Below are 20,257 nucleotides of genomic sequence, written 5' to 3' on the forward strand. Positions count from 1 at the left end.
CCAATTAACGTTTGGAAAATTGGAAACTCTTGCGGGCTTTTTTATGCCCATATTTTTTCCGTTCTTTCTTTCTTGGATCTCGTGTAAGGAAACCACAGCTTTTTAGCTCTTGTCTAGATTCCTCGTTTTCTTTTAAAAGAGCTCTAGCAAGACCTAATCGTGTGGCAATTACCTGACCTTGGATTCCACCACCACTGACGCGAATAATAAGATCAAACTGATCTTGATTGCCTATAGTTTTTAAAGGAGAAAGAATAGTAGTTCTTTGAATTTCCGAAGGAAAATACTCCTTAAATGTTTTTCCATTCACATCAATTTTACCACTTCCAGGACGAAGACGCACGCTAGATACTGCTTGTTTTCTTCTTCCTGTGGCTACGGATTCTTGCATTGTATTTTTTGCCACAACTCACCTTGAATTAAATATCCAATAAAATTGGTTTTTGAGCTTCGAAATTCTCATACTCCCCTCCTTTAACAATTCGGAGAGATTTTAATTGCTTTCTACCTAGACTATTTCTAGAGATCATGCCTTTAATTGCATGTTCAATAATATAACTTGGTTTTCTTGCCATCATGTTCTCAAAAGGAATTTCTCGCATACCAGAAATGTATCCTGTGTAATAACGGTAGAGTTTTTGGCTTTTCTTACTTCCCGTTAAACGTACTTTTTCTGCATTGATAATGATGACACCATCTCCCATAGCTACATAGGGTGTGTAAGTTACTTTATGCTTTCCCCTCAAAATTTTTGCAACCTCAGACGATAATCTACCTAGAGTTTTATCAGTAGCATCCACTACATACCAAGATTTAATAACTTCGGAAGGTTTGACTAAGGTTGTTCTTGTATCTTTTCTTTTTTCCATAACATGTAACCATCTTACTCGGAGGTACAGATTATAAGTTTGTGTATTTTTTTACAAATAAAAATAGCTAAGTACAGTAGATATAGTATTTTTTTTAAATACTTTTTATAAGTTCGCCTTTTCTACTAAAAAAATAGTTGCCCGTTGCGTAAAACACCTTCTTTAGAGCATTGCCTTGCAAGCTTTTTGTTATGAGTGACAATAAGGACACCACAAAGTGGATGAGCTTGTTTTAATAGAAGGTGATGAATACATTCCGATGTTTGTTCATCTAAATTTCCAGAGGGCTCATCAGCTAGAAGGATTGTAGGTTTGTTCATAAGGGCTCGAGCAATTGCTACCCGCTGTTTCTCTCCTCCTGATAGTTTAGAACAGCGAGTGAAAGTTTTATGTTTGAGGTCTACGGAATCTAAGAGTTGTTGAGCGTATTGGTAAGTTAAAGAACCTTTAGAAGTATTTTTATGTGCTATTGTGGCTGGAATTAAAATATTGTTTAAAACAGTATCATCTTCTAACAGATAAAAGTTTTGAAAAATAAAGCCAATATGCTGATTTCTCAAGCTGGGAAGATTATATTTTTTTTGATCTTTTCCAAAGAACTTCAGTTCCCCAGAAGAAGGAGCATCTAAAGTGCCAAGAAGATGAAGTAACGTAGTTTTTCCGTTTCCTGAAGCACCTGTAATCGCTATGGTTTCTCCAGAACATAGCGATAAGGAAACATTTTTTAGGATAGAGATAACTTGATTCTCTTGTCGGATAGTCTTAGAAAGGTTTTTTGCTTCTATAAGTAAGGGCATGATTAATCTGCTTTTAAGATTTCAGAAACCTGCATTTTGGCGATTTTTCTTGCTGGTAGGGCTCCTGAAATTGCTGCTAGGATTAAGGTGCCAAAGCCTAAAAAGTAGATAGCTTGAGGATGGATTTTATTTGGTAGGTTTTGGCCGAAGAAAGTGGTATTAAAGGCTTCTCTTCCTTGAAGATAGCTGAGTACCTCGACAATAGATTGTAAATTTTTTAAGGTTAACAAGGCTAAAAGAGTTCCTAGTATGACGCCAAAAGCTCCCGATACAGCACCACAGCAAGCAAATATGGCTTTAAGGCTTTGAGGTGAAGCTCCCATGGCTTTGAGGATGCCAATTTCCTTTTTTTTGTTATTTACAAGCAAAATAGACATAGTCATCACATTAGAACAAGCAACAGTAAGGATAAGGATAGCAACAAAAAGAAAGAGCACCTCATCACTCTGTAATTGATCTAAAATGGGCTTAAAGTAGTCATAATCATATAAAGAAGAAATATCCCAGTACTTGTGGATCTCTGAAGAGATAAGGATTTTTTCTATCTGATTTTTGATAGGCAAGATTTCCTTAGTATTGGAAAAGAAAATATGAAATCCATTTGTCATTCCTAAACCTTCGGAGCTTGCACGTATGAATGTAGTTAATTCAGGATCAATGAAGATGGTTTTGCTGCCTAAGGGAGAGAGTCCAGAGTTATAAAATCCTATTACATGGACAGGATAAAAGGTTTCCTTTTGGGTTGCTAATGAATACGTGCTTAATTTCCCTAAACTTCCAACTTGATAACCAAGTTCTTTATAAGCATGAGGAAGGATAACTGCAGCTCCTTGATAAAGAGTTTCTAAACGATGAAAGTCTTCTCTCCAACCGTGAGAACTTCTATTAAAGGGGTTCAGATCAGAAGAGCTGTAGTCTGTTTCGTCATAGGGAAGGACTTTTTCTTGATAGGTGGTACTGTTTGAGGGATACGTAATAAAATGAGATAATGTCCTTGATTGGGGTTTATGTAAATTAGACGTAGGATCTAGCTGCAGGTAACCTATCCCCTCCTCAAATTCTAAAAGTTGCGCTTTTTTCTCATTTAGGTAAGGTTGTAGGGATTTTACGGCAATTTTTACAGGATCTTTGAGTACGCCCGCATTGTTACAATCTCGACAGGGAAAGACTTCAGGAAGTTGGTAATCTACTTCTGAATCATAAGGATCTTCTTGCAATGAAGACAATTTTTCTCCTAAAGTTTTAGTGGTATAATTTGAAGATTCGGAATGCTTGTCTACTTGATAGTAATAGGAATTGTAATATGCTTCCGAAGGAACCATAGTAATAGGAGAATGCAGTTGAGAAAGGTCATGAAGCCATCTTTGTTCTAGACCGTGGATTACAGAGATGAAAACTAGTGAGAGCCACACAACAAGAGAAATAATACCTATAGAAAAAAGAGAAATGAAAGCAGAGGATACTCCTCCTTTTCTTGGTACTAAATACTTTAGAGCTATAGAAAATTCTAATTTCATGACTTCTAATTAAAAAGCGAGTGTAGCGAAGCCAAGTAGGCAAGCATTTAGAAAATCTGGTTATTTAGCTTCTTTAAAAATTACGTGTCTACGCAACTTTCTATCATATTTTTTGAGTTCTAGTCGACCTGTTGTTTTTCTTTTGTTTTTCACAGTCCAATAGATATCAGAACTTTCTGAACTTTTTAATTTGATAATTTCGCGGGTCTTGCTTGCCATGGATCAGTCCTTTTAAAAAATGCTAAATTGCTATACTATGCTATAGTTCTTTTTAAAAAGAATCAAGAGATCTCCTTCATTGTCATTGGTTAAAGAACTTAAGTGATAACAAAAAGTTTAAATTTTTTCAACTAAGCTTTTCCTTAAAATGAAATTTATTATTTAGAATCTAATTTCATGGAAAGTGGGTTATGAATCTATCAATAAAATAAGGAATTGTTGTTTATTGAATTCTAAAAGATGAGTGAAAGAATTTTTCAGACAGCTCTACTGATATATCTCACAAATTTATATTTATAAACAAAGCGAAGCCTATTTCTTATTTTGGTTAATAATGTTGCAGCGCGGAAGTATGACTTTGTTAGGCATGTTATAAAAAAGTTCCTTGAACCCAAGCTCTGCTATTAAATAGCAGTAAACTTGGGAAAGATGTAGTTGAACTAAACGGAGTAAGGCAATTGAACAACATTCCAAGAGAATGCTGCCACTCGAAAGGTAGACCATCCTATGTTTCTTATTTGGAAGTATCCTGGTGTTGTTGTATAAAATGTTGAACAAAACCATTGCATAGGTCGTGTTCGAAAATTACTTCGCCCAGCACTTGTAGTGATTGAAAGTGGTATGTCTAGACCATTAGTAACAGCTTCTAAAACACATTCGCCTCCGGTACCGTTATCTAGCCAGCGGCCATCCTTTATCATGAAAGCACTTATGCGAAAGACTTTTGGTTCAATAGTGCTTGCTGTAAATTGTAATTTTCCTCCGTTAATTGTGAGTCCTGCAGTATTTGTATACTCTTCTTGGTGAAATTTATTCCAGGGAAGGGCAGTACCGGTTCCGAAATCCCCAGATCCACTATGTCCTCCAGAAGTAGCTGATCGCCGTGCTGTTTTTGGTTGTGAGCGCTTGAAATATCCAAAAGGAACGTATTGTTGTGGCTGTTGAGTATTGATATTTGTGTAATCTGAACGATTGTTTCCTGATGTATCTTTGTAGGAAACTGTCGTGTTTGCTAGATTGAGTCGGCCATGAAAGTCAATGGAAGTTGATTCAGATAGCGTTACATTGATATTTTGTTTCACCGAGAGATTTTGTTGGCAAGTAACCCCTCCATTAGTACAGGTGAGATTACTTGAAATTGCAGCATTTTCTGTAGTAATGCTTTCAGTAACAGTAAGGGCCGTGTTTTTTTGTACCTCTGTTAGATTAATGGATTGAATGTCGAATCGAACAAAGATAGGAAGTGAAATATTAATTTTTGGTGTTGGTCCTGCCATATTAATCTACCTCAGAAAAATTGAATTTGAATGGGAACCAAATGACATTAGTGCTAAAGCTTTTAATATCTATTGACATTCCAGTTTCTGCTTGGATGTAAGGATGGTTGTTTGATGTGCTTTCAGGTATAGGAAAAATTGCGAATAATACGACACACGTACTGTCACTTCCTGAAACTCCTCGGGTGTCGGCAATGTTAAGTAAAGTCTTCACTCCTCCTGAATTCAAATAAAGAAGGAAATTTGCTTCATCAGTTCCACTATGCCCACCATAGTAACGACTACATTGTAGTGTTACTTGGTAAATACCGGCTGCTTTCAGAAGAATCTTATCAGTAGATATAGAAAAGTATCGGCTATTGTTTGGAGTGGCATTATAGCTATTGTCTTGTGCTTCGCCTCCTCCTGATAATTTTATGGGTATGTTTTTGTTATTAACCGTTATTGTATACACATTCTTATACCTGATGTATTGATTTGCGGCTTGTATAGAAGTCTTATGGTAGTAATCAAATGTTAGAGCGTCTCTTTGGGAAAGTGGGTTGCTAATGTCATTAAATATTGGAGTTTTGTTTTGTTCTGTGGGAGAGGTAATATTGAAACCATTAGAAAGCACAGTTGCATTAAATTTCGTACTTGTTGTAGTTAGATTGCCTCCAATAGTCACATCACAGGGACTGGTAACTTGATCTGTTACTCTAAGGTTACGAGTAGATAAGGTATTTTCAACAGTTGTCTTACCATCAACAGAAAGTGTTGTCTTATCAAGAAAAAGATTTTGATCCTTAACTCCAGAGTCGTTTTCTATACTTTTAGGTGAATCGCCAACAGAGCTCAGGATTGTTTGTTTGGGTTGTTTTTCAATCATAGTTAACCTGCGATATCTGGATAATAAATAAGACCAAAAGAAAAACTGTTTAAGACGGCTTGATCGTGTTCAAGATCAAAATAGAAAACGTTATTTCGGTGTTCACCTAAATTAGATGCATTTGGATCCGGAGCTACACTTGTAATCCGCATTGCTGTGCCGAGTCCTCCTTGGTCTGCATACCCGCCACCGCTGTAAACAGTATTCCCAGAAAAAACCTTCCCATCACCCCTTTTAAGATATATATACCCTCCCCATCCATTATTCCATCCCCAACGTTTTCCAATACTGAAAAAGAACATGTATGTTCCAATAGCAAGTAATTGTATAGCTGAGCTACCACCTGCGGTTACTCGTTGTTGCCCTGCTTTAAAGCCTACAAAGCGAAAGATCTGGTTAATATTTCGTGATTGATAAATCGTCAAAGGTGCATTTAGCATTCGCAATGCTCCTTGCTCCGTTGGCATGGTAAGACGGCCATATGCTTGTAGGGAGCAGAAATAGTATTCAGGAGAATTGACGTAGTATGCAGGTACGGGCGAACACTCGTAGACTGGTCGAGCTACATTACTTAAGCGATTTCCATGTAAGTTAATTGATAGCGTACTGCTAGAAGATTCTGCGTTTAAATTATAACTGCTTCCAGAGGTGAGCCCTTGAGTTGTTGCTTTAGAACTAAATGAAGCATTCCCTTGTATATCAAAAGTCATATTTGGTTGAATGCTTTTAGCTTGAGTGTCAAAGGTAATGATGTTTGCGGCAAGCAAATTATTATCTATAGTAGAATCAACTTTAAAATAACATTTATTATTATCTGGAGTTGTCATTTTAATAATATTTCCATTTTTTTTCTTAAAAAAACAAAATAGAAGTATTTAGTCAAAGCTTTATAACTATAAAAAACAAAAAAGAATAAAAATAAATAGAAGAATGAAAATTGGGGGCGGCTGGATTTGAACCAACGTATCCACGAGGAGTCGGATTTACAGTCCGATGCAATTGACCACTATGCGACACCCCCATAAAAATGCTGGAGAAAGGACTTGAACCCTCAACCGTTCGATTACAAATCGAATGCTCTGCCAATTGAGCTACTCCAGCATAAACAGGGGGTAATTATCTCAAAAAGAAAGTTTTATTCTCAATCAGAAATTCAGCTATGCATAATTAGTTTTCTTCTTCTGAAGATGTTGGGTGGTTTTCTTGAATGCGAAAATCTTGTTGTGTAGGGATAAACTTCTCTGGCACAAAACTTGTATCTTGAATTTTTTCCGTCTCTGCATACTGAGGTATGCATTCTTGATTAGCACTGGGAAGGATTTGGAAGTCATGGTGTTTTAATTTTTCTGTAACAATGCGATCTTGCTTTGCTTTTGCTTTATTGAGAAGTTTTTTGCTTGTAATCTCTTTATTTTTTGTAATGGCATAAGTTGCTCCAGTGGTATTTTTTTGTTCATGGGCTAAATTTTCTGTGAGACGTTGAAATAACCTAGAACAATTCTCTCCTACACTACTTGTGCTTGTTGCGGAGATTACTTTAGCAGAAAACTTAAATTTTCCTTCACTTGTATAACGGGCAGTTTGCTCCGCCTTGTTTAAGCAACATTGTTTGTACTTTTTCTTGGAGCCACAGGGACATAGATCATTTCTGTTAATTTTTTTTGACACGCGATCCTCTTAACTACAAAATTTGCAAAAAGTTTAAATAAGCTCCGGATAAAAACCAATTATAAGTTTACTAGCTTTTAAAAAGATGTTTCCTTAAAAATACCTTACTTTAACAGCTGTTCCTTACTGTATTCATGTCTACCTTACTATTGCATCCCCCTTGGATAAAAGCGGGCAAGCGTATAGAAAGCTTAATCCGGAAAGCGCTCTATACTTATAAAATGTTGGAAAATCATAAAAAAATTGTTGTAGCCTTAAGTGGTGGGAAAGATAGCCTTACCCTTCTTCTTATGTTAAAAGCGATTTCTGGACGGGGGTTTCCTAATCTAGATCTTTATGCAATCCATGTTAGAGGTAAGTACTCCTGTGGAGCAGAAGTAAGCCAACACTATTTAAGACAGATTTGTGATAAAATACACGTTCCTTTTACTACGGTCTCTTCTCCCTATAATCCTGATACTCCGGAATGTTATCCATGTTCTCAAGTTAGACGGAGGCTTCTCTTTCAAGGAGCAAAACAATTGGGGGCTACAGCCATAGCTTTTGGACATCATAGAGATGATTTGGTACAAACAGTTCTTATAAATCTTTGTCACAAAGCAGAGTTTTCAGGCATGCTCCCGGTATTAGACATGATACATTTTCAGGTAACTTTATTACGTCCTTTAATTTTTACTCCTGAATTTTGGATTCGAAAATTTGCTAAAGAACATGGTTTTGCTCGGGTAACGTGTCGTTGCCCTGTAATCTCTTTACGATCTAAAGCTGAAGCACAGTTAAAATTTTTAGAAGGGATTTTTCCTTTAGCACGTCATAATATAGCTCTAGCTATTTGTGAATATGGTTCCTCTAAATCACAAAAAAATAATTCATAGAAATAAGATAGTTAGATTGTTCTAAATTTATTTTTTTAATAAACTACAATAAATTTTGATTTGGTTCTTTTATGACTAAAAGATTAAAAATAGTTTTAACTAATGATGATGGGATTGAAGCTCCAGGTATGAGTTATTTAGTTTCTGCTTTACTAGATGCTAATATTGCGGATATCCATATTGTTGCTCCTCAAACAGAGCAATCGGGGCAGAGTATGGCTATTTCCATGCACAGGGTTTGTTGCCTGACGCCTTACCCTTACCCGCAAAATGTGAAAGAAGCCTGGGCAGTCGGAGGAACTCCTGTGGACAGTGTTAAGCTTGCTCTTCGAGCACTTTTCTCCGATTCTCCTCCTGATCTTGTTATTTCTGGGATTAACTGTGGTAACAATTGTGGTAGGAGTGCTTGGTATTCAGGAACCGTAGGTGCTGCAAAGCAGGCTTTGCTTGACAATATTCCTGCAATTGCATTATCACAAGATAATAACATTTCTTTTTTTCAAGAGAAAAAGACTCCTGAAATTTTGAAAAAACTTATTCTTTATCTTCTTTCTCAGCCGTTTCCTTGCTTAACAGGTTTGAATATTAATTTTCCTGCGAGCCCTGGCGGAAGTTCTTGGAAAGGTATGCGCCTAGTTGCTCCAGGAGAAGAAGTGTTTTATGAAGAACTTCAGTACATGGGGTGTGTGAATCAAAAGAAATATTATATTGGGAAATCCCCTATTTTTAAGATCTTTGGTACTCCTTCGGAGGAGATGTCGGCTTTATTAGAAAATTATATTAGTGTTGCTCCTTTGTTTTCTCAAAACTCCCCTTTTGGGTTGATGAGTGAATTTGAATTCCAAAAAGCGCGCGAAGATTTTGATACATTCATTACTGACTCTGAAGCTATCAACGAGTTATTTTAGTGCTTTTCTTATTGTTTTTAGGGATTTTCTAGAATAAAGAAGGTCATTTTTATCACAGAATTTGGCAAGTGAAATCTCATGAAAAATGATTGTGATTAAACTATTTCTTCTGCTAACTTAGCAATCCTACCTTATTTGGATGCGTAGCTCAGTGGTTAGAGCACCTGTTTTACACACAGGGGGTCATAGGTTCAAATCCTGTCGTGTCCATTTGCGGGAGTAGTTCAATTGGTTAGAGCACCGCCCTGTCAAGGCGGAAGTTGCGGGTTCAAGCCCCGTCTCTCGCGAAAAATGTATTCAGAGGTCTAAGGATGTCTCACGGCCCCCGTCCCACAAAATTCAGCTTTCCTTTGTATTTTTCAAAAACACTAAGTTGGTTTATTCTAGGCGGGGTACTGGCTGCATGTGGCGTTCAGATGGTGTTAGTCCCAAATGAATTGATTGATGGCGGAATTGTTGGCTTATCCATAATTGCCTCGCATTTCTTAGGACATAAGTCTCTTCCCATTTGCTTGGCATTGTTTAACTTCCCTTTTGTTTTTTTTGCATTTAAGCAAATAGGCAAGTATTTTGTTATTCAGATGCTGACTACTGTGATCATCTTTTCCTGTGCCGTATGGCTTATTGATATCCTTCCCTCCTGGTTAGGAGTCAGTCCTTTTGTATTTAAAGGCTCTGAAATGGAAACTGTTGTCTTAGGTGGAATCATTATTGGTGTGGGTTGTGGTTTGATCATTCGCTATGGGGGTTCCACAGATGGTACTGAAATTTTAGGCATCATTATAAATAAAAAGAAAGGATATACTGTTGGTCAGGTAATTCTTTTTGTAAATTTCTTTATTTTTGCTCTCGCCGGTATTGTCTATAAAAATTGGCATACGGCTTTTCTATCCTTATTGACCTATGGTATTGCTACGAAAGTTATGGATATGGTGATTTTAGGCCTTGAAGACACGAAATCTGTTACGATTATTACTTCTTCACCGCGAAAACTAGGCCATATTCTTATGGAAACTCTAGGGCTTGGATTGACGTATATTCATGCTGAAGGAGGATATTCGGGGGAACCTAGAAATCTTCTTTACGTAGTTGTAGAGAGATTACAACTTTCTCAATTAAAAGAGATTGTTCACAGAGAAGACCCTACTGCTTTTATAGCCATTGAAAATCTTCATGAAGTTATCAACGGGAAGCGTACTAGCTAATATTAGGATATTGCCATTCGAGTGTAAGTTTATTTGGAATATTCAGATGATTAAGGATTTTTCCTACTAAAGCATTTTCAATATCTTCTGCGGATTGGGGTTTAAAGTACCACATTGGCATAGGAGGAAAAATGATAGCTCCTGCTTGACTGAGTTTCAATAAATTTTCCAGATGAATGGCATGTAAAGGTGTTTCACGAGGTACTAAAATGAGTGTACGTTTTTCTTTTAATGCAACATCAGCAATGCGCCTTAGTAAATTATCTCCAAGTCCTGCAGCAATAGCGGCGGCTGTAGCCATACTACAAGGGACAATAATGGTACCGGCTACAGTATAAGATCCTGACGATAAAGAACTTTCGACAACATTAATTCCGTGGATATGGACATAGGGAAGACTTTCTTTTGGAAGTAGATTCTTGAGAGATTGGCAACCTAACTCATAATATAAAGTTTTTGCTCCTGCTTGGGAAATTACCACCTCAACTTGATTTTTCATATCCGCAAGTTCTTGAATAAGTTTTACAGCAAGTATAGCTCCTGAGGCTCCTGAAATGCCTACAGCATAGCGTTTCATAAGTTTATCAACACAATCGCGTTATTAGGAATACCATCATACCAATAAGGAAAGATAAAGCAATCCCGATATTTGCCAAAAAAAAGACTTTTTTATTTCCCCTTTTGGTTTTTCCTATCTTACGATACTCAGTGAGTACTTTGAGGATAACAATTAGCGGAGCGATTGAAGAGAGATAGAATCCCCAGCCAAGAGAGTCTACCCATCCTACTGAAAGGTAAAGAAAATAGCCTAAAATTAAACATAGAGCAGCAATATTGGCTGCCCGCTTTGCTCCATAGTACGCAGGAATACTGAACAGACCTTCTGTTTTATCGAAATCGATATCTTGAATGGCATAGATGATGTCGTTTGCTGCAATGATCATCCCCACACTCCCCCCCCATAAAAGAGCGAGGAAGTAAAATGATTTTGAGAGATGTTCCCCACCAGCTAAAGCTGAAAAATTCATAAGAATTGCTAGGGTATAAATTAACCCCAATCCCCAATGACATAATAAGGTCTTACGTTTCATGTATGGGTAGATAATAATGACCGCTGTAGCAAGGATACCGAGACTTAGAACCCCTAATGTTTTACATAACAATAAAAAAATACAGCTACTTATTAGAGAAAGAGCTTGAGCAAAGCGTAAAGATATTGACTTTGTGGGCAAAACTCTTAAAGAAGTTCTTGGGTTGCGTTCATCAATAAAGCAGTCCACACTTTGATTAATTACAATGCCAGCAGTTCGAGCAAAGGCAGAAGCGCATGCTCCTAGAGCGATGGTCCGTAGGGCTTGTTGCATAGATAGATGTTGAGAAATTTCAGGAAGACAAAAAGCAAAGAGAGTCGAAGCTGATAAGAACAATATAGAAAAAATAGAATATCTAAAATTAATCAGGTGAAAAAAAGAATTTAATTTCATAAGAATTTGCTTTTATATAAAACAATTTATATTTATAGATAGTAAATAACTACACCCTGTAATTCTCTCCTAAATGGGGTGGTATACCCTAATCTTTTAGAACCCCTATACGTAGGGGTTCGTCTTTTTCTTAAGCATACACCAAATGTTCTTTGTAAAATTTAAATAAAAGCAAAGACTGTTAGAATCGCATTTGTTCACAACACCTAGGCTTAAACTTGCTTTATTGCGGATATTTCTTGCTTGAGGGATCTTGTCTTTGTTATTTTTCTCTTTAAATAGTGAAGCTGTCGGATATAAGAAAACTTCACTGGGCTAGTAGCTTAAAACGAGATGAGCTAAAGAAAAAATTGCTAGCTGATTACAGGGGAACGGATAGAGAATAGATTTCAGTTGAAGTTGGTGAGTGTACAGAAGAACTTAGTTTATGCATTGGCTAAATGCATCGAAGGTTTCATGAGTTGTTTAAAATTTTGGCTAAAAGAGCAGATTATTATTGAGAAATCTTTATAAATTAGAAATTTTAATATGGTTTTACTTATACAATTACTTTATCCGGTCAATAATACATAGATATAATATCTTGGTATACCATATTATGGGTACTCATTTTATTTTAATTATGTAATAACTCCATGGTTATTGATAATATACAAAATTCAACTTCTGATCTCCTCCCAAGTACAATCCCTTCTGTAGATGTAGTTAATGAGTCAAAACTTAATTCTAAACTGGTCGATTGTTGTTTGATAGTCATTGGCTTAATACTTGTATTATTTGGAGTTGCATTTTTTGTCTTTACAATCCCGGGTGTAGCAGCTTTATTCTCTACTTTATCAGGCCTGCTAAGTGTTATTTTAGGAACATGCTTATTAACTCTTGGAACTGCGTTTCTAATATTTAGGAGGAACCTCCCAGGGATGGACTGTCAATTTTCTCATTTTTTAAAAGAACGTGCTAATATGAAACGGGAGATTGCACAATGGCGAGTCGAAGCTGCTAAGAACCAAAAATTAGCGAATAGTTTTAAAGAAAAATATGAGAATAAGAGCCTTTCTGAACAAGAAGGATGTCAGGATTTGAAAAACAAAATCGTTATTTTAGAAGAAAAAATTATTTCTTTATACAATGAGAACAAAGAACTTCAACATAAGCGAGACATGTCTTTTCAGATAGAGCAAACACTTCGCAATCGCATTAAAAATTTTGAGAAAAAAGAGAGCATTTTAACACATCAAGTTCGCAATTTGGAGAGGATAGGTAACAAACAACGTCAATATCTGTATGATGTAACTAGAGAAAAAGAAGTGTGCGAAAGTGAAAATTATAAATTACAAGAGGAGTTGGCCTCTATTAATAATAGTATAGTAGGGAAGACCTTTTTGACAATTTCTTCTCGTATAAAACAGTCTACACAACAAGAGACCTTGATTAATTCAGAAGAAGACTTTTTAGAACCCCCTTCTTCTACTAAGAAAAGATCCAAAACTGTGTTTCAATTCTTGTTCTCTGAATCACCGCCTTCCTCTACGGATAGGCATGCTTTTCCCTTTCTCCCAAAAGCTAAAAAAGAACACAGCACGAAAACTAGTAGTAGTAGTGAATTTTTATTGAATCTATTAAAGAAAGTACAAGCTTGGAAAAGCAATTTCTTATTAAAAGTGTTCTCCAACAAGCACACTTCATCATTTACGTCACAAGAACAAAAAGAAGATTAAGTTAACAGGTTTATTCTTTATAAATCTATATAGGTAAATTCCTGTTTACCTGCTTGTTTTGCAATGACTCGTTGTAAAAATTGCTCAGCTCGAGAAGCCAATATAGATTTTGCCTGTTCTTCAGAACAACTATGGCGAATGATCTGATGTAGAGTAGGATGATCTGCTGCAGACTTAAAGTTATCGAAGAACTTTTCTGTTGCATTGGAGTAAAAGAAATCTGTCCCAAGAACAAGATTAAAAAGGACCTCTATTTTCTCAGCATGAAGAATATGATCCTGAATTGCATCTAAAGACGGGCCTACAAAAGGACGAATAAGGTTTAAACCAATGACGCCTCCCCTATGGGCAATTTCTTTGGCATGGACGTCCATAAGATTTCTTGGATGATCAAGGATAGCTCGGAAATTTGAATGGCTAGCTAAGATGGGTAGGTTAGGAAGTTTATTTGCAGTATAATCTAAGATATCTTCTGTAAGTCTGTCGCAACAGTGGCTAAGATCTATAGGAATTGCAAGTTGGTCCATAAGATCCAGAAGGTACTTGCCCTCTTGGGATAGTTTGTTAGGAGCAAATGCTCCGCCTCCAAAGCGGTTTTCTTCATTCCATACGATTCCTAGGTAAGCTAAGGGACCTTCTTTTGTTAGTGCTACAAGTTTAATAAAAAGCTCATGAAGAGGCTGTGAGTCATTTCCAAGTACTGAAGCGTTCTCTATGCTACGTATGATAGCTAAGGAAGGTTCTTTTTTAGTTAAAGATACGGTATTGTGTTCTTTATTGTGGGTAATGCAGGTAATTCTAGGATCTTCTTGCGGAAGAGAAAAGAATAAAGCGTTTTGCTCGTCACAACTGGGTGTTTTTTGACTTTTTGCTACAAAAATCGCACAAACCTGTTTTCGGATTCCTCCTACAAAAAGTTGGCCTGGAGAACAGCGTACATTAGGATCTCGAGGGGAAAAATGAGGATGGGAAAGCAAATCACAATGAATATCAATAATCATGAAGTCCCTGAATAGTCTAGAACATAATATGGAGAGAGGTAAGGAAGCAGCTCAGGATACGAAGAAGTCTTAGCATCATAGACAAAAACAATGGCAGGTTGCTTACTTTGCAAAGCTTTTCTTAATGTTGGATAAAATTGGCGAGGGTGAGGTTTATTGCAAATGAGTCCCTGAAAGTCTGGACGTGCTTTTAGGAAAGATTCCAGTTGGGAATGATCTTCTACAGTATATACCTTCAAGTGATTGGTGAAAGAATGGCAAGTTTTGGGAAAGATCTTAGCTTTTCCCTGAGTTACTTGTTCTATCGAAGAGCGGGAGATAAGCCCTTCACGATAGATAATCAGCGGATCTACACCTACGACAGTAGATTCTAGACCATAGAGGGAGTGACTATCAAAAATACTGATATCTTGATGAGGAAAATCTTTTAAGACTTCTCTACCTGTAAGAGCCGGAGGAAACCCAGAGAGATTTGCTGATGTTCCAATTAACGTGCCACAGTATTCAATGACTTGTTTTATTGTGTCGTGATTGATTATACGAAATCCTAAAGTTTCTTTAATAAACAGGGGATTACGATGTTTGAGTACTAAAGTAATCCCACCTGGAAAGAACTCCTGAGCAAGCCTTTGGGCCATTGGAGAGAGAGGATATCCAGAAATTCTTTCTATATCTTGGATAGTATTTACATACAGAGCAAATGCTTTCGTTTGTTCTCTATGCTTTAGTGCATATAAAATAGGTTGTGCCTTAGGGGCATGAAGTGAAAGAGCTAAAGCATAAACAGTATCTGTAGGAAGAGCAATTAACTTTCCTATAGTAACACGCTGGATGATCTCTTCTACAGAAGTTGTTAAATATGCACTAGACATCGAATTTGTAGAATTTCAGAAGAGACGTATAAGTCCTTATATACAAAATTATCCGTCATTCTTTAGTTTTGTGAGTATGGTACTTAAAAGATCTTTCTAAATCCAGAGCTTTTACCAAAAAATTATTTATTTATAAAAATAATATCTTCTTGAAAAATTTAAAAACTATTTTTTCTTCTTCTTAATAAGAAATTATTATAGCTTAATATAACATCAACTCACTTAACCAAAAATAAGGACCTATGACACAGTATTCTTTTTTTCGTCGTAAATGTGGAGGCCTGGATATTATCGAATGTCCAGGGAATCCTGAGGACCCTTTAATTATTTTATGCCATGGTTATGGATCTCAGGCTGATAATTTAATCTTTTTCCCTTCTGTGTCTTCTTTTTCAGGGCTTCGTCCTACATGGATATTCCCTAATGGTCCTATTTCTTTGACTAACCAATTTCAAGAGGGACGAGCATGGTTTCCTTTAGATATGCCTTTATTTCAAGAGGTTATCAATGATGTATCCATGACTCCTGAAAAGGAGCACAAATATCGTCAGCTCTTCAATGTTAATCCAGATTTGGCTAAAGAAACTTTGGAAAATTTAATCGCGGATCTTGGTCGTTCTTATACTGACATAATTATAGGAGGTTTTAGTCAGGGCGCAATTATGGCAGCCCATCTCATTTTAACAACACAGAACCCTTATGCAGGTGCTCTCTTTTTTTCTGGAATACGGCTGTTTGATAAGAGTTGGGACAAAGGAATTCAACATTGTGCTCCAGTTCCATTTTTGCAAAGTCATGGCTATGAGGATCAGATTCTTCCCTATACTTATGGGAAGCTACTTTATGATCTCATCTCAGCGAGACTTCCTGGGGAACTGGTCTCTTTCACTGGAGGACATGAAATTGTCCCTACAGTTATAGAAACAATGTGCTCTCTAGTTCCCGTTTGGATAAATCAGCGGCGTTATAGTTGACAATTTTTCTTTCTACTACTTGATTCTTTAAAGACAGAAGCTGAAGAGCCACCCATTCTAGAATAGCACCTCCTGAAGAAGCATTGTCTAGAGCTTGGTAAGCGTTCTCAATCACTGCCAGGATTGTTTTTAGAGGTAGCAAAGGCAACTGTAGAATTGTGTTTACGTATTTTGGGTAAACTAGAAAGGGAGCTTTGCATTTTAAATCTAACATATAACGATCTCGATAGAGAGCAAGGAGCATCTGTAAGAGTGTTTTTACTTTTTCTCTGAGTGCTTGTTTATCAAATTCAGGGGTTTGTTTCACAATTTGTGCAACCTCAGTGATAGGGATAAGACCTTGTGCATAACGTAACACATAGTCTATCTCTTGTTGATCCAGTATAGAAGATTCTTTTCCTTCTATAAAGATTGCAAAACTGCGTGATAAAATAGTTGCGGGTAAACGTTGAGGTTTTGTTGTTGTCAATGTGATGACGGCATGAATAGGGGGTTCTTCAAATACTTTTAAAAAAGCAGAAATGGCAGGCAATGTCATTCGATCGACTTCGTGAATTATATAAACCTTATAACATGATTCAAAGGGCTGTATCCAGATTTGTTTTTTAATTTCGCGAGGAAGATCTATGGAATGTAACTTTCCCTTACTTATAGGGAAGAATTCATGAATGTCGGGGTGAATTCTTTGAGAAATCTTATGTTGAGCTCGAGGAGATTGGGATAAAAGGATTTCTGAAGCAAGATCATAAGCCTTACCTCGCAGAGAAGTTAAGGAAGGACCATAAAGCATGATTCCTGAAGGAATTTTTCCATTTGTAATTTTTTTTAGTAAGGTGCTCCATCTTTGGTATGCGATTTCTACTTGCATAAGTTTAGACCTATACGCTTCATTACTTGATCTACAGAGCTTGTCAAAGCTTGACAAGCATTGAGTATCAAATAACGGCTAGGGTGGGCCTTGGCTAATGCTAAAAACCCCTGACGGATGGCATGGTGATAACTTAAAGGCTTTTGCTCAAACTTATCCAAAGATTTTTGTTGTTGTTTTCTTTGTAATCCTATTTCTGCAGGGATATCTAATAATAAAATAAGATCAGGAAGAAAAGGCTTAAGACCTTGTACTTTATAGCAAAGATCTGCAACAAAAGATGCACCTAATTGTTCCGCAATTCCCTGATAGACAATGGTAGAATCATGAAATCTTTCACAAAGTACAAGATAACCATTCTGTAAGGCAGGGAGAATTTTTTCCTCTATGTGTTGAGCACGCATCGCAAGAAATAAAAAAAGCTCACTGTAGGTTGAAAGACATGACTTAGAAGGATCGAGAATAAAATCTCGAAGAAGCTCACCTAATTTACTTCCTCCAGGTTCTCTTGTTCTAAATACTTTCTTATTTTGAACTACGACGAATTGCTTGTGTAAAGCTTCCGCTAAAGAGCTTTTCCCAGCACCCTCACCCCCTTCAATAACTATAAACACAATACTACCTTTAACTTATGGCTTAAAGTGTAGGAAGATTGTTTTCCTCAACTTCAGATAATATCTCTTCATCATTTTCATTCGAAGAGAGTTTTTCCATAGCAACAAGGACATCGCCTTCTTTTAAATGTACAAGACGTACTCCTTGTGTAGACCTACCCATAACTCTAACATCTTGCATACTAATGCGGATGGCTTGTCCTTGTCCTGACATGAGTAGAATACTATTATAATCTGTGACTGGAATAGCTCCTAATACATCCCCATTCCTTTCATTAATCAGTATGGAGCGTACTCCCACACCTCCACGGTTTGTTTCCCGAAAATCTTCAACTAATGAACGCTTACCAAAACCATTATTACAGACCACCAATACTGATTGGTTTTCTGTAACAATTTGACAACTCACAACAAAATCATTTTGATTTTTTAGTGAAACACCACGCACACCACGAGCAGTTCTTCCCATAGGGCGTACCTTATCATGAGGGAATCGTACTGCCATGCCAAGATGGGTAAATAACATGACCTTTTCTTGGTCATTTGTGATATGGCATGCAGCAATAAGTTCATCTTCATCGTCAATTTCTAAAGCACGAATCCCCTTCTTTCTAGGGTTGCTAAATGCTTCTAAAGCAACTTTTTTTACAATTCCACATTTTGTCGCTAGAAATAAAAAGTCAGCATTTTCGAAATTTTTTACATTCAATATAGCGGCAAGTTGTTCTCCTGGACGTATGCCTTCCAAGAAGTTAATGATTGGTTTCCCCTTAGCTCGTCGTTCCCCTTCTGGAAGTTGCCATACTTTTAACCAATAGCATTGTCCAAAGTTAGTAAAGATAAGAAGATAATCTTTTGTAGATGCTGAATACACTGCCTTCAAGAAGCCTGAGCCCTTTTTGATATCAAAACCTGTCACTCCGTGACCACCACGACGTTGTTCTCTGAAAACCTTCACAGGCATCCTTTTTACATAGTCGTCTGCTGATATTGTAATAATTACCGGCTCATTAATAATAATATCTTCAATATCGCGAATATCGTTACTATCAAATTCTATCGTAGTTCTTCGCGGGGTTTTATGGTGCTTTAAAAGGTCTTGTAGCTCATTTCTAATAATATCTTTAATCAATCCTTCATCTGCGAGTACACGCTTATAGTAGGCAATTTTATTGAGCAATTCTTCATATTCTTTTTGAATTTTCTCAGCTTCTAACCCAGTAAGTTGATAAAGGCGTAATTCTAAAATTGCAATAGCTTGAGCATCTGTTAAAGTAAATTGCTTTACTAACTGGTGTTTCGCATGTTCTTTATTCTCACTCTCACGGATAGTTTTGACAACATTATCTAAATAAGATAAAGCCTTGAGATACCCTTCTAAAATATGTGCTCGAGTCTCTGCTTTGTTTAATTCATAGCGAATTCTTCTACGGATGACTTCAGTACGATGTCGTATCCATGCAGAAATCATCCTATGGATGTCCATGGTTCTAGGCAGATTTTTATCCAAGGCTAACATATTAGCCCCAAAAGTTACCTGTACATCAGTAAATTTATAGAGTCTATTAATAGTAATTTCTGAAGACTCACCTTTCTTTAATTCTAAAACTACACGAATACCTTCTTTATCAGACTCATCTCGAACATCAGAAATGCCTACTAAAGTTTTATCATTGACCAGGTCAGCAATCTGTTCGATGAGTCGAGATTTATTTACATTGTAAGGCATCTCTGTAATGATAATGTTTTCACGATGCTTATCAGCATTCTCTTCAACATGTAAGCGTGCCCGGACTTTGATTTTTCCTCTACCTGTAACATAAGTAGAGCGTATGCCTTCAGAACCGCAAATCACTCCCCCCGTAGGAAAATCTGGACCAGGCATTCTTTGTAAGATTTCTTCTATAGTAGCATTAGGATTGGCTAAGAGTAGCAAAGTAGCTTCTAAGAGCTCTCCAAGATTATGAGAAGGTATATTGGTTGCCATTCCCACTGCAATCCCTGAAGAACCGTTGCAAAGAAGATTAGGAAATTTAGAGGGAAAGACTATGGGCTCCTGTTTGGTCTCATCATAGTTTGAGGCCATATCCACAGTGTCTTTGTCTAAATCTTCCATTAGAAATATAGCACTATGAGTCAGACGTGCTTCTGTATAACGCATAGCTGCGGGTGGATCTCCATCTATAGAACCAAAGTTCCCCTGACCATCGACCAATGGATAGCGCATAGTCCAACTTTGCGCCATACGGACAAGAGTTGGATAGATAACACTTTCACCATGAGGATGATAGTCCCCCGAAGTGTCCCCACAAATTTTCGCACATTTACGATGTTTAGCTCCTGGAGAAAGATTCAATTGTCGCATAGCGTAGAGAATGCGCCTTTGTGAAGGTTTGAGCCCATCCCGGATATCTGGAAGTGCTCTAGAGATAATCACAGACATCGAATAACGAAGGTAACTTTCCTTCATCTCTTCTTCAAGATTTTTAGGGACGATAATTTCTTCTTTATGCAACATAGGCT

The 20,257-nt window shown here is 36.9% G+C and carries 21 protein-coding genes and 4 tRNA genes; 7 read left to right on the forward strand and 18 right to left on the reverse strand.

The window, feature by feature from the left end:
- Nucleotides 1–4 precede the first annotated feature (4 nt).
- From rpsI to Cs308_RS04070, 11 genes are all read right to left on the reverse strand, one after another.
- A complete protein-coding gene (gene rpsI, locus Cs308_RS04020; protein WP_066483461.1) occupies nucleotides 5–391 on the reverse strand; it encodes a 30S ribosomal protein S9 in 387 nt (128 codons plus the stop codon).
- Between the two features lie 28 nt (nucleotides 392–419).
- Nucleotides 420–869, reverse strand: a complete 450-nt coding sequence (rplM, locus tag Cs308_RS04025) for a 50S ribosomal protein L13 (RefSeq protein WP_066482862.1) — start codon at nucleotides 867–869, stop codon at nucleotides 420–422.
- A gap of 125 nt (nucleotides 870–994) precedes the next feature.
- Nucleotides 995–1,666 (reverse strand): ABC transporter ATP-binding protein, encoded by a 672-nt coding sequence (locus Cs308_RS04030; RefSeq protein ID WP_066482873.1) that lies wholly within the window; start codon nucleotides 1,664–1,666, stop codon nucleotides 995–997.
- A 2-nt stretch (nucleotides 1,667–1,668) separates the two neighbouring features.
- Nucleotides 1,669–3,183 carry an ABC transporter permease gene (locus Cs308_RS04035; protein ID WP_066482874.1) on the reverse strand — a complete coding sequence of 505 codons (1,515 nt, stop codon included), beginning with the start codon at nucleotides 3,181–3,183 and terminating at the stop codon, nucleotides 1,669–1,671.
- A 60-nt stretch (nucleotides 3,184–3,243) separates the two neighbouring features.
- Nucleotides 3,244–3,402, reverse strand: coding sequence for a 50S ribosomal protein L33 (gene rpmG / locus Cs308_RS04040; protein ID WP_066482875.1), 159 nt, complete (start codon nucleotides 3,400–3,402; stop codon nucleotides 3,244–3,246).
- A gap of 440 nt (nucleotides 3,403–3,842) precedes the next feature.
- A complete protein-coding gene (locus Cs308_RS04045; RefSeq protein ID WP_066482878.1) occupies nucleotides 3,843–4,679 on the reverse strand; it encodes a hypothetical protein in 837 nt (278 codons plus the stop codon).
- A 1-nt stretch (nucleotide 4,680) separates the two neighbouring features.
- Nucleotides 4,681–5,547, reverse strand: a complete 867-nt coding sequence (locus Cs308_RS04050; protein WP_082905017.1) for a hypothetical protein — start codon at nucleotides 5,545–5,547, stop codon at nucleotides 4,681–4,683.
- A 2-nt stretch (nucleotides 5,548–5,549) separates the two neighbouring features.
- Nucleotides 5,550–6,374 carry a hypothetical protein gene (locus Cs308_RS04055; protein ID WP_066482879.1) on the reverse strand — a complete coding sequence of 275 codons (825 nt, stop codon included), beginning with the start codon at nucleotides 6,372–6,374 and terminating at the stop codon, nucleotides 5,550–5,552.
- Between the two features lie 111 nt (nucleotides 6,375–6,485).
- Nucleotides 6,486–6,568: transfer RNA gene (locus Cs308_RS04060), tRNA-Tyr, on the reverse strand.
- Between the two features lie 7 nt (nucleotides 6,569–6,575).
- Nucleotides 6,576–6,648 (reverse strand) — tRNA-Thr (locus Cs308_RS04065).
- Nucleotides 6,649–6,714: 66 nt separating this feature from the next.
- Complete coding sequence (locus Cs308_RS04070) at nucleotides 6,715–7,215, reverse strand: YecA family protein (RefSeq protein WP_066482881.1); 501 nt, start codon at nucleotides 7,213–7,215, stop codon at nucleotides 6,715–6,717.
- Between the two features lie 134 nt (nucleotides 7,216–7,349).
- Here Cs308_RS04070 and Cs308_RS04075 point away from each other — a divergent pair, with 134 nt between their 5' ends.
- The 5 genes from Cs308_RS04075 to Cs308_RS04095 all read left to right on the forward strand — a co-directional run bounded on the left by Cs308_RS04075 (nucleotide 7,350) and on the right by Cs308_RS04095 (nucleotide 10,203).
- Entirely contained in the window at nucleotides 7,350–8,090 is a 741-nt protein-coding gene (locus tag Cs308_RS04075) for a tRNA 2-thiocytidine biosynthesis TtcA family protein (protein ID WP_066482882.1), read from the forward strand.
- Nucleotides 8,091–8,161: 71 nt separating this feature from the next.
- A complete protein-coding gene (gene surE / locus Cs308_RS04080) occupies nucleotides 8,162–8,998 on the forward strand; it encodes a 5'/3'-nucleotidase SurE (protein ID WP_066482884.1) in 837 nt (278 codons plus the stop codon).
- A 137-nt stretch (nucleotides 8,999–9,135) separates the two neighbouring features.
- Nucleotides 9,136–9,208 (forward strand) — tRNA-Val (locus Cs308_RS04085).
- Nucleotides 9,209–9,211: 3 nt separating this feature from the next.
- A tRNA-Asp gene (locus tag Cs308_RS04090) sits at nucleotides 9,212–9,285 on the forward strand.
- Nucleotides 9,286–9,309: 24 nt separating this feature from the next.
- Entirely contained in the window at nucleotides 9,310–10,203 is an 894-nt protein-coding gene (locus tag Cs308_RS04095; protein ID WP_066482886.1) for a YitT family protein, read from the forward strand.
- Here the strand turns inward: Cs308_RS04095 and Cs308_RS04100 are convergent.
- Nucleotides 10,196–10,780 carry a UbiX family flavin prenyltransferase gene (locus tag Cs308_RS04100; protein ID WP_066482888.1) on the reverse strand — a complete coding sequence of 195 codons (585 nt, stop codon included), beginning with the start codon at nucleotides 10,778–10,780 and terminating at the stop codon, nucleotides 10,196–10,198. The two genes, Cs308_RS04095 and Cs308_RS04100, sit on opposite strands and share 8 nt — an antisense overlap.
- 7 nt (nucleotides 10,781–10,787) lie before the next feature.
- Entirely contained in the window at nucleotides 10,788–11,687 is a 900-nt protein-coding gene (locus Cs308_RS04105; RefSeq protein WP_066482890.1) for a UbiA-like polyprenyltransferase, read from the reverse strand.
- 635 nt (nucleotides 11,688–12,322) lie between these two features.
- Between Cs308_RS04105 and Cs308_RS04110 the strand changes: the two genes are divergently transcribed.
- Nucleotides 12,323–13,405 carry an AAA family ATPase gene (locus Cs308_RS04110; protein WP_066482892.1) on the forward strand — a complete coding sequence of 361 codons (1,083 nt, stop codon included), beginning with the start codon at nucleotides 12,323–12,325 and terminating at the stop codon, nucleotides 13,403–13,405.
- A 17-nt stretch (nucleotides 13,406–13,422) separates the two neighbouring features.
- Here Cs308_RS04110 and Cs308_RS04115 read toward each other — a convergent pair whose 3' ends face one another.
- Nucleotides 13,423–14,406 (reverse strand): membrane dipeptidase, encoded by a 984-nt coding sequence (locus tag Cs308_RS04115; RefSeq protein ID WP_066482894.1) that lies wholly within the window; start codon nucleotides 14,404–14,406, stop codon nucleotides 13,423–13,425.
- Nucleotides 14,403–15,278 carry an L-threonylcarbamoyladenylate synthase gene (locus Cs308_RS04120; RefSeq protein ID WP_066482896.1) on the reverse strand — a complete coding sequence of 292 codons (876 nt, stop codon included), beginning with the start codon at nucleotides 15,276–15,278 and terminating at the stop codon, nucleotides 14,403–14,405. Before Cs308_RS04120 ends, Cs308_RS04115 begins: the two co-directional genes overlap by 4 nt.
- 242 nt (nucleotides 15,279–15,520) lie before the next feature.
- Here Cs308_RS04120 and Cs308_RS04125 point away from each other — a divergent pair, with 242 nt between their 5' ends.
- The gene (locus Cs308_RS04125; protein WP_066482899.1) at nucleotides 15,521–16,252 is read left to right on the forward strand and encodes an alpha/beta hydrolase; all 732 of its coding nucleotides are present in this window, start codon (nucleotides 15,521–15,523) and stop codon (nucleotides 16,250–16,252) included.
- Here Cs308_RS04125 and Cs308_RS04130 read toward each other — a convergent pair.
- The 3 genes from Cs308_RS04130 to gyrA are packed head-to-tail and all read right to left on the reverse strand — an operon-like array spanning nucleotide 16,194 to nucleotide 20,252.
- Complete coding sequence (locus Cs308_RS04130; protein ID WP_066482900.1) at nucleotides 16,194–17,120, reverse strand: DNA polymerase III subunit delta'; 927 nt, start codon at nucleotides 17,118–17,120, stop codon at nucleotides 16,194–16,196. The two genes, Cs308_RS04125 and Cs308_RS04130, sit on opposite strands and share 59 nt — an antisense overlap.
- Nucleotides 17,111–17,734 carry a dTMP kinase gene (gene tmk, locus Cs308_RS04135; RefSeq protein ID WP_066482902.1) on the reverse strand — a complete coding sequence of 208 codons (624 nt, stop codon included), beginning with the start codon at nucleotides 17,732–17,734 and terminating at the stop codon, nucleotides 17,111–17,113. The genes Cs308_RS04130 and tmk overlap by 10 nt, the downstream gene beginning before the upstream one ends.
- 22 nt (nucleotides 17,735–17,756) lie before the next feature.
- Nucleotides 17,757–20,252: a DNA topoisomerase (ATP-hydrolyzing) subunit A gene (gyrA, locus tag Cs308_RS04140; protein ID WP_066482903.1), complete on the reverse strand. Its 2,496-nt coding sequence runs from the start codon at nucleotides 20,250–20,252 to the stop codon at nucleotides 17,757–17,759.
- Nucleotides 20,253–20,257 lie beyond the last annotated feature (5 nt).

The sequence above is a fragment of the Candidatus Chlamydia sanziniae genome (genome assembly GCF_001653975.1).
Taxonomy (GTDB): domain Bacteria; phylum Chlamydiota; class Chlamydiia; order Chlamydiales; family Chlamydiaceae; genus Chlamydia; species Chlamydia sanziniae.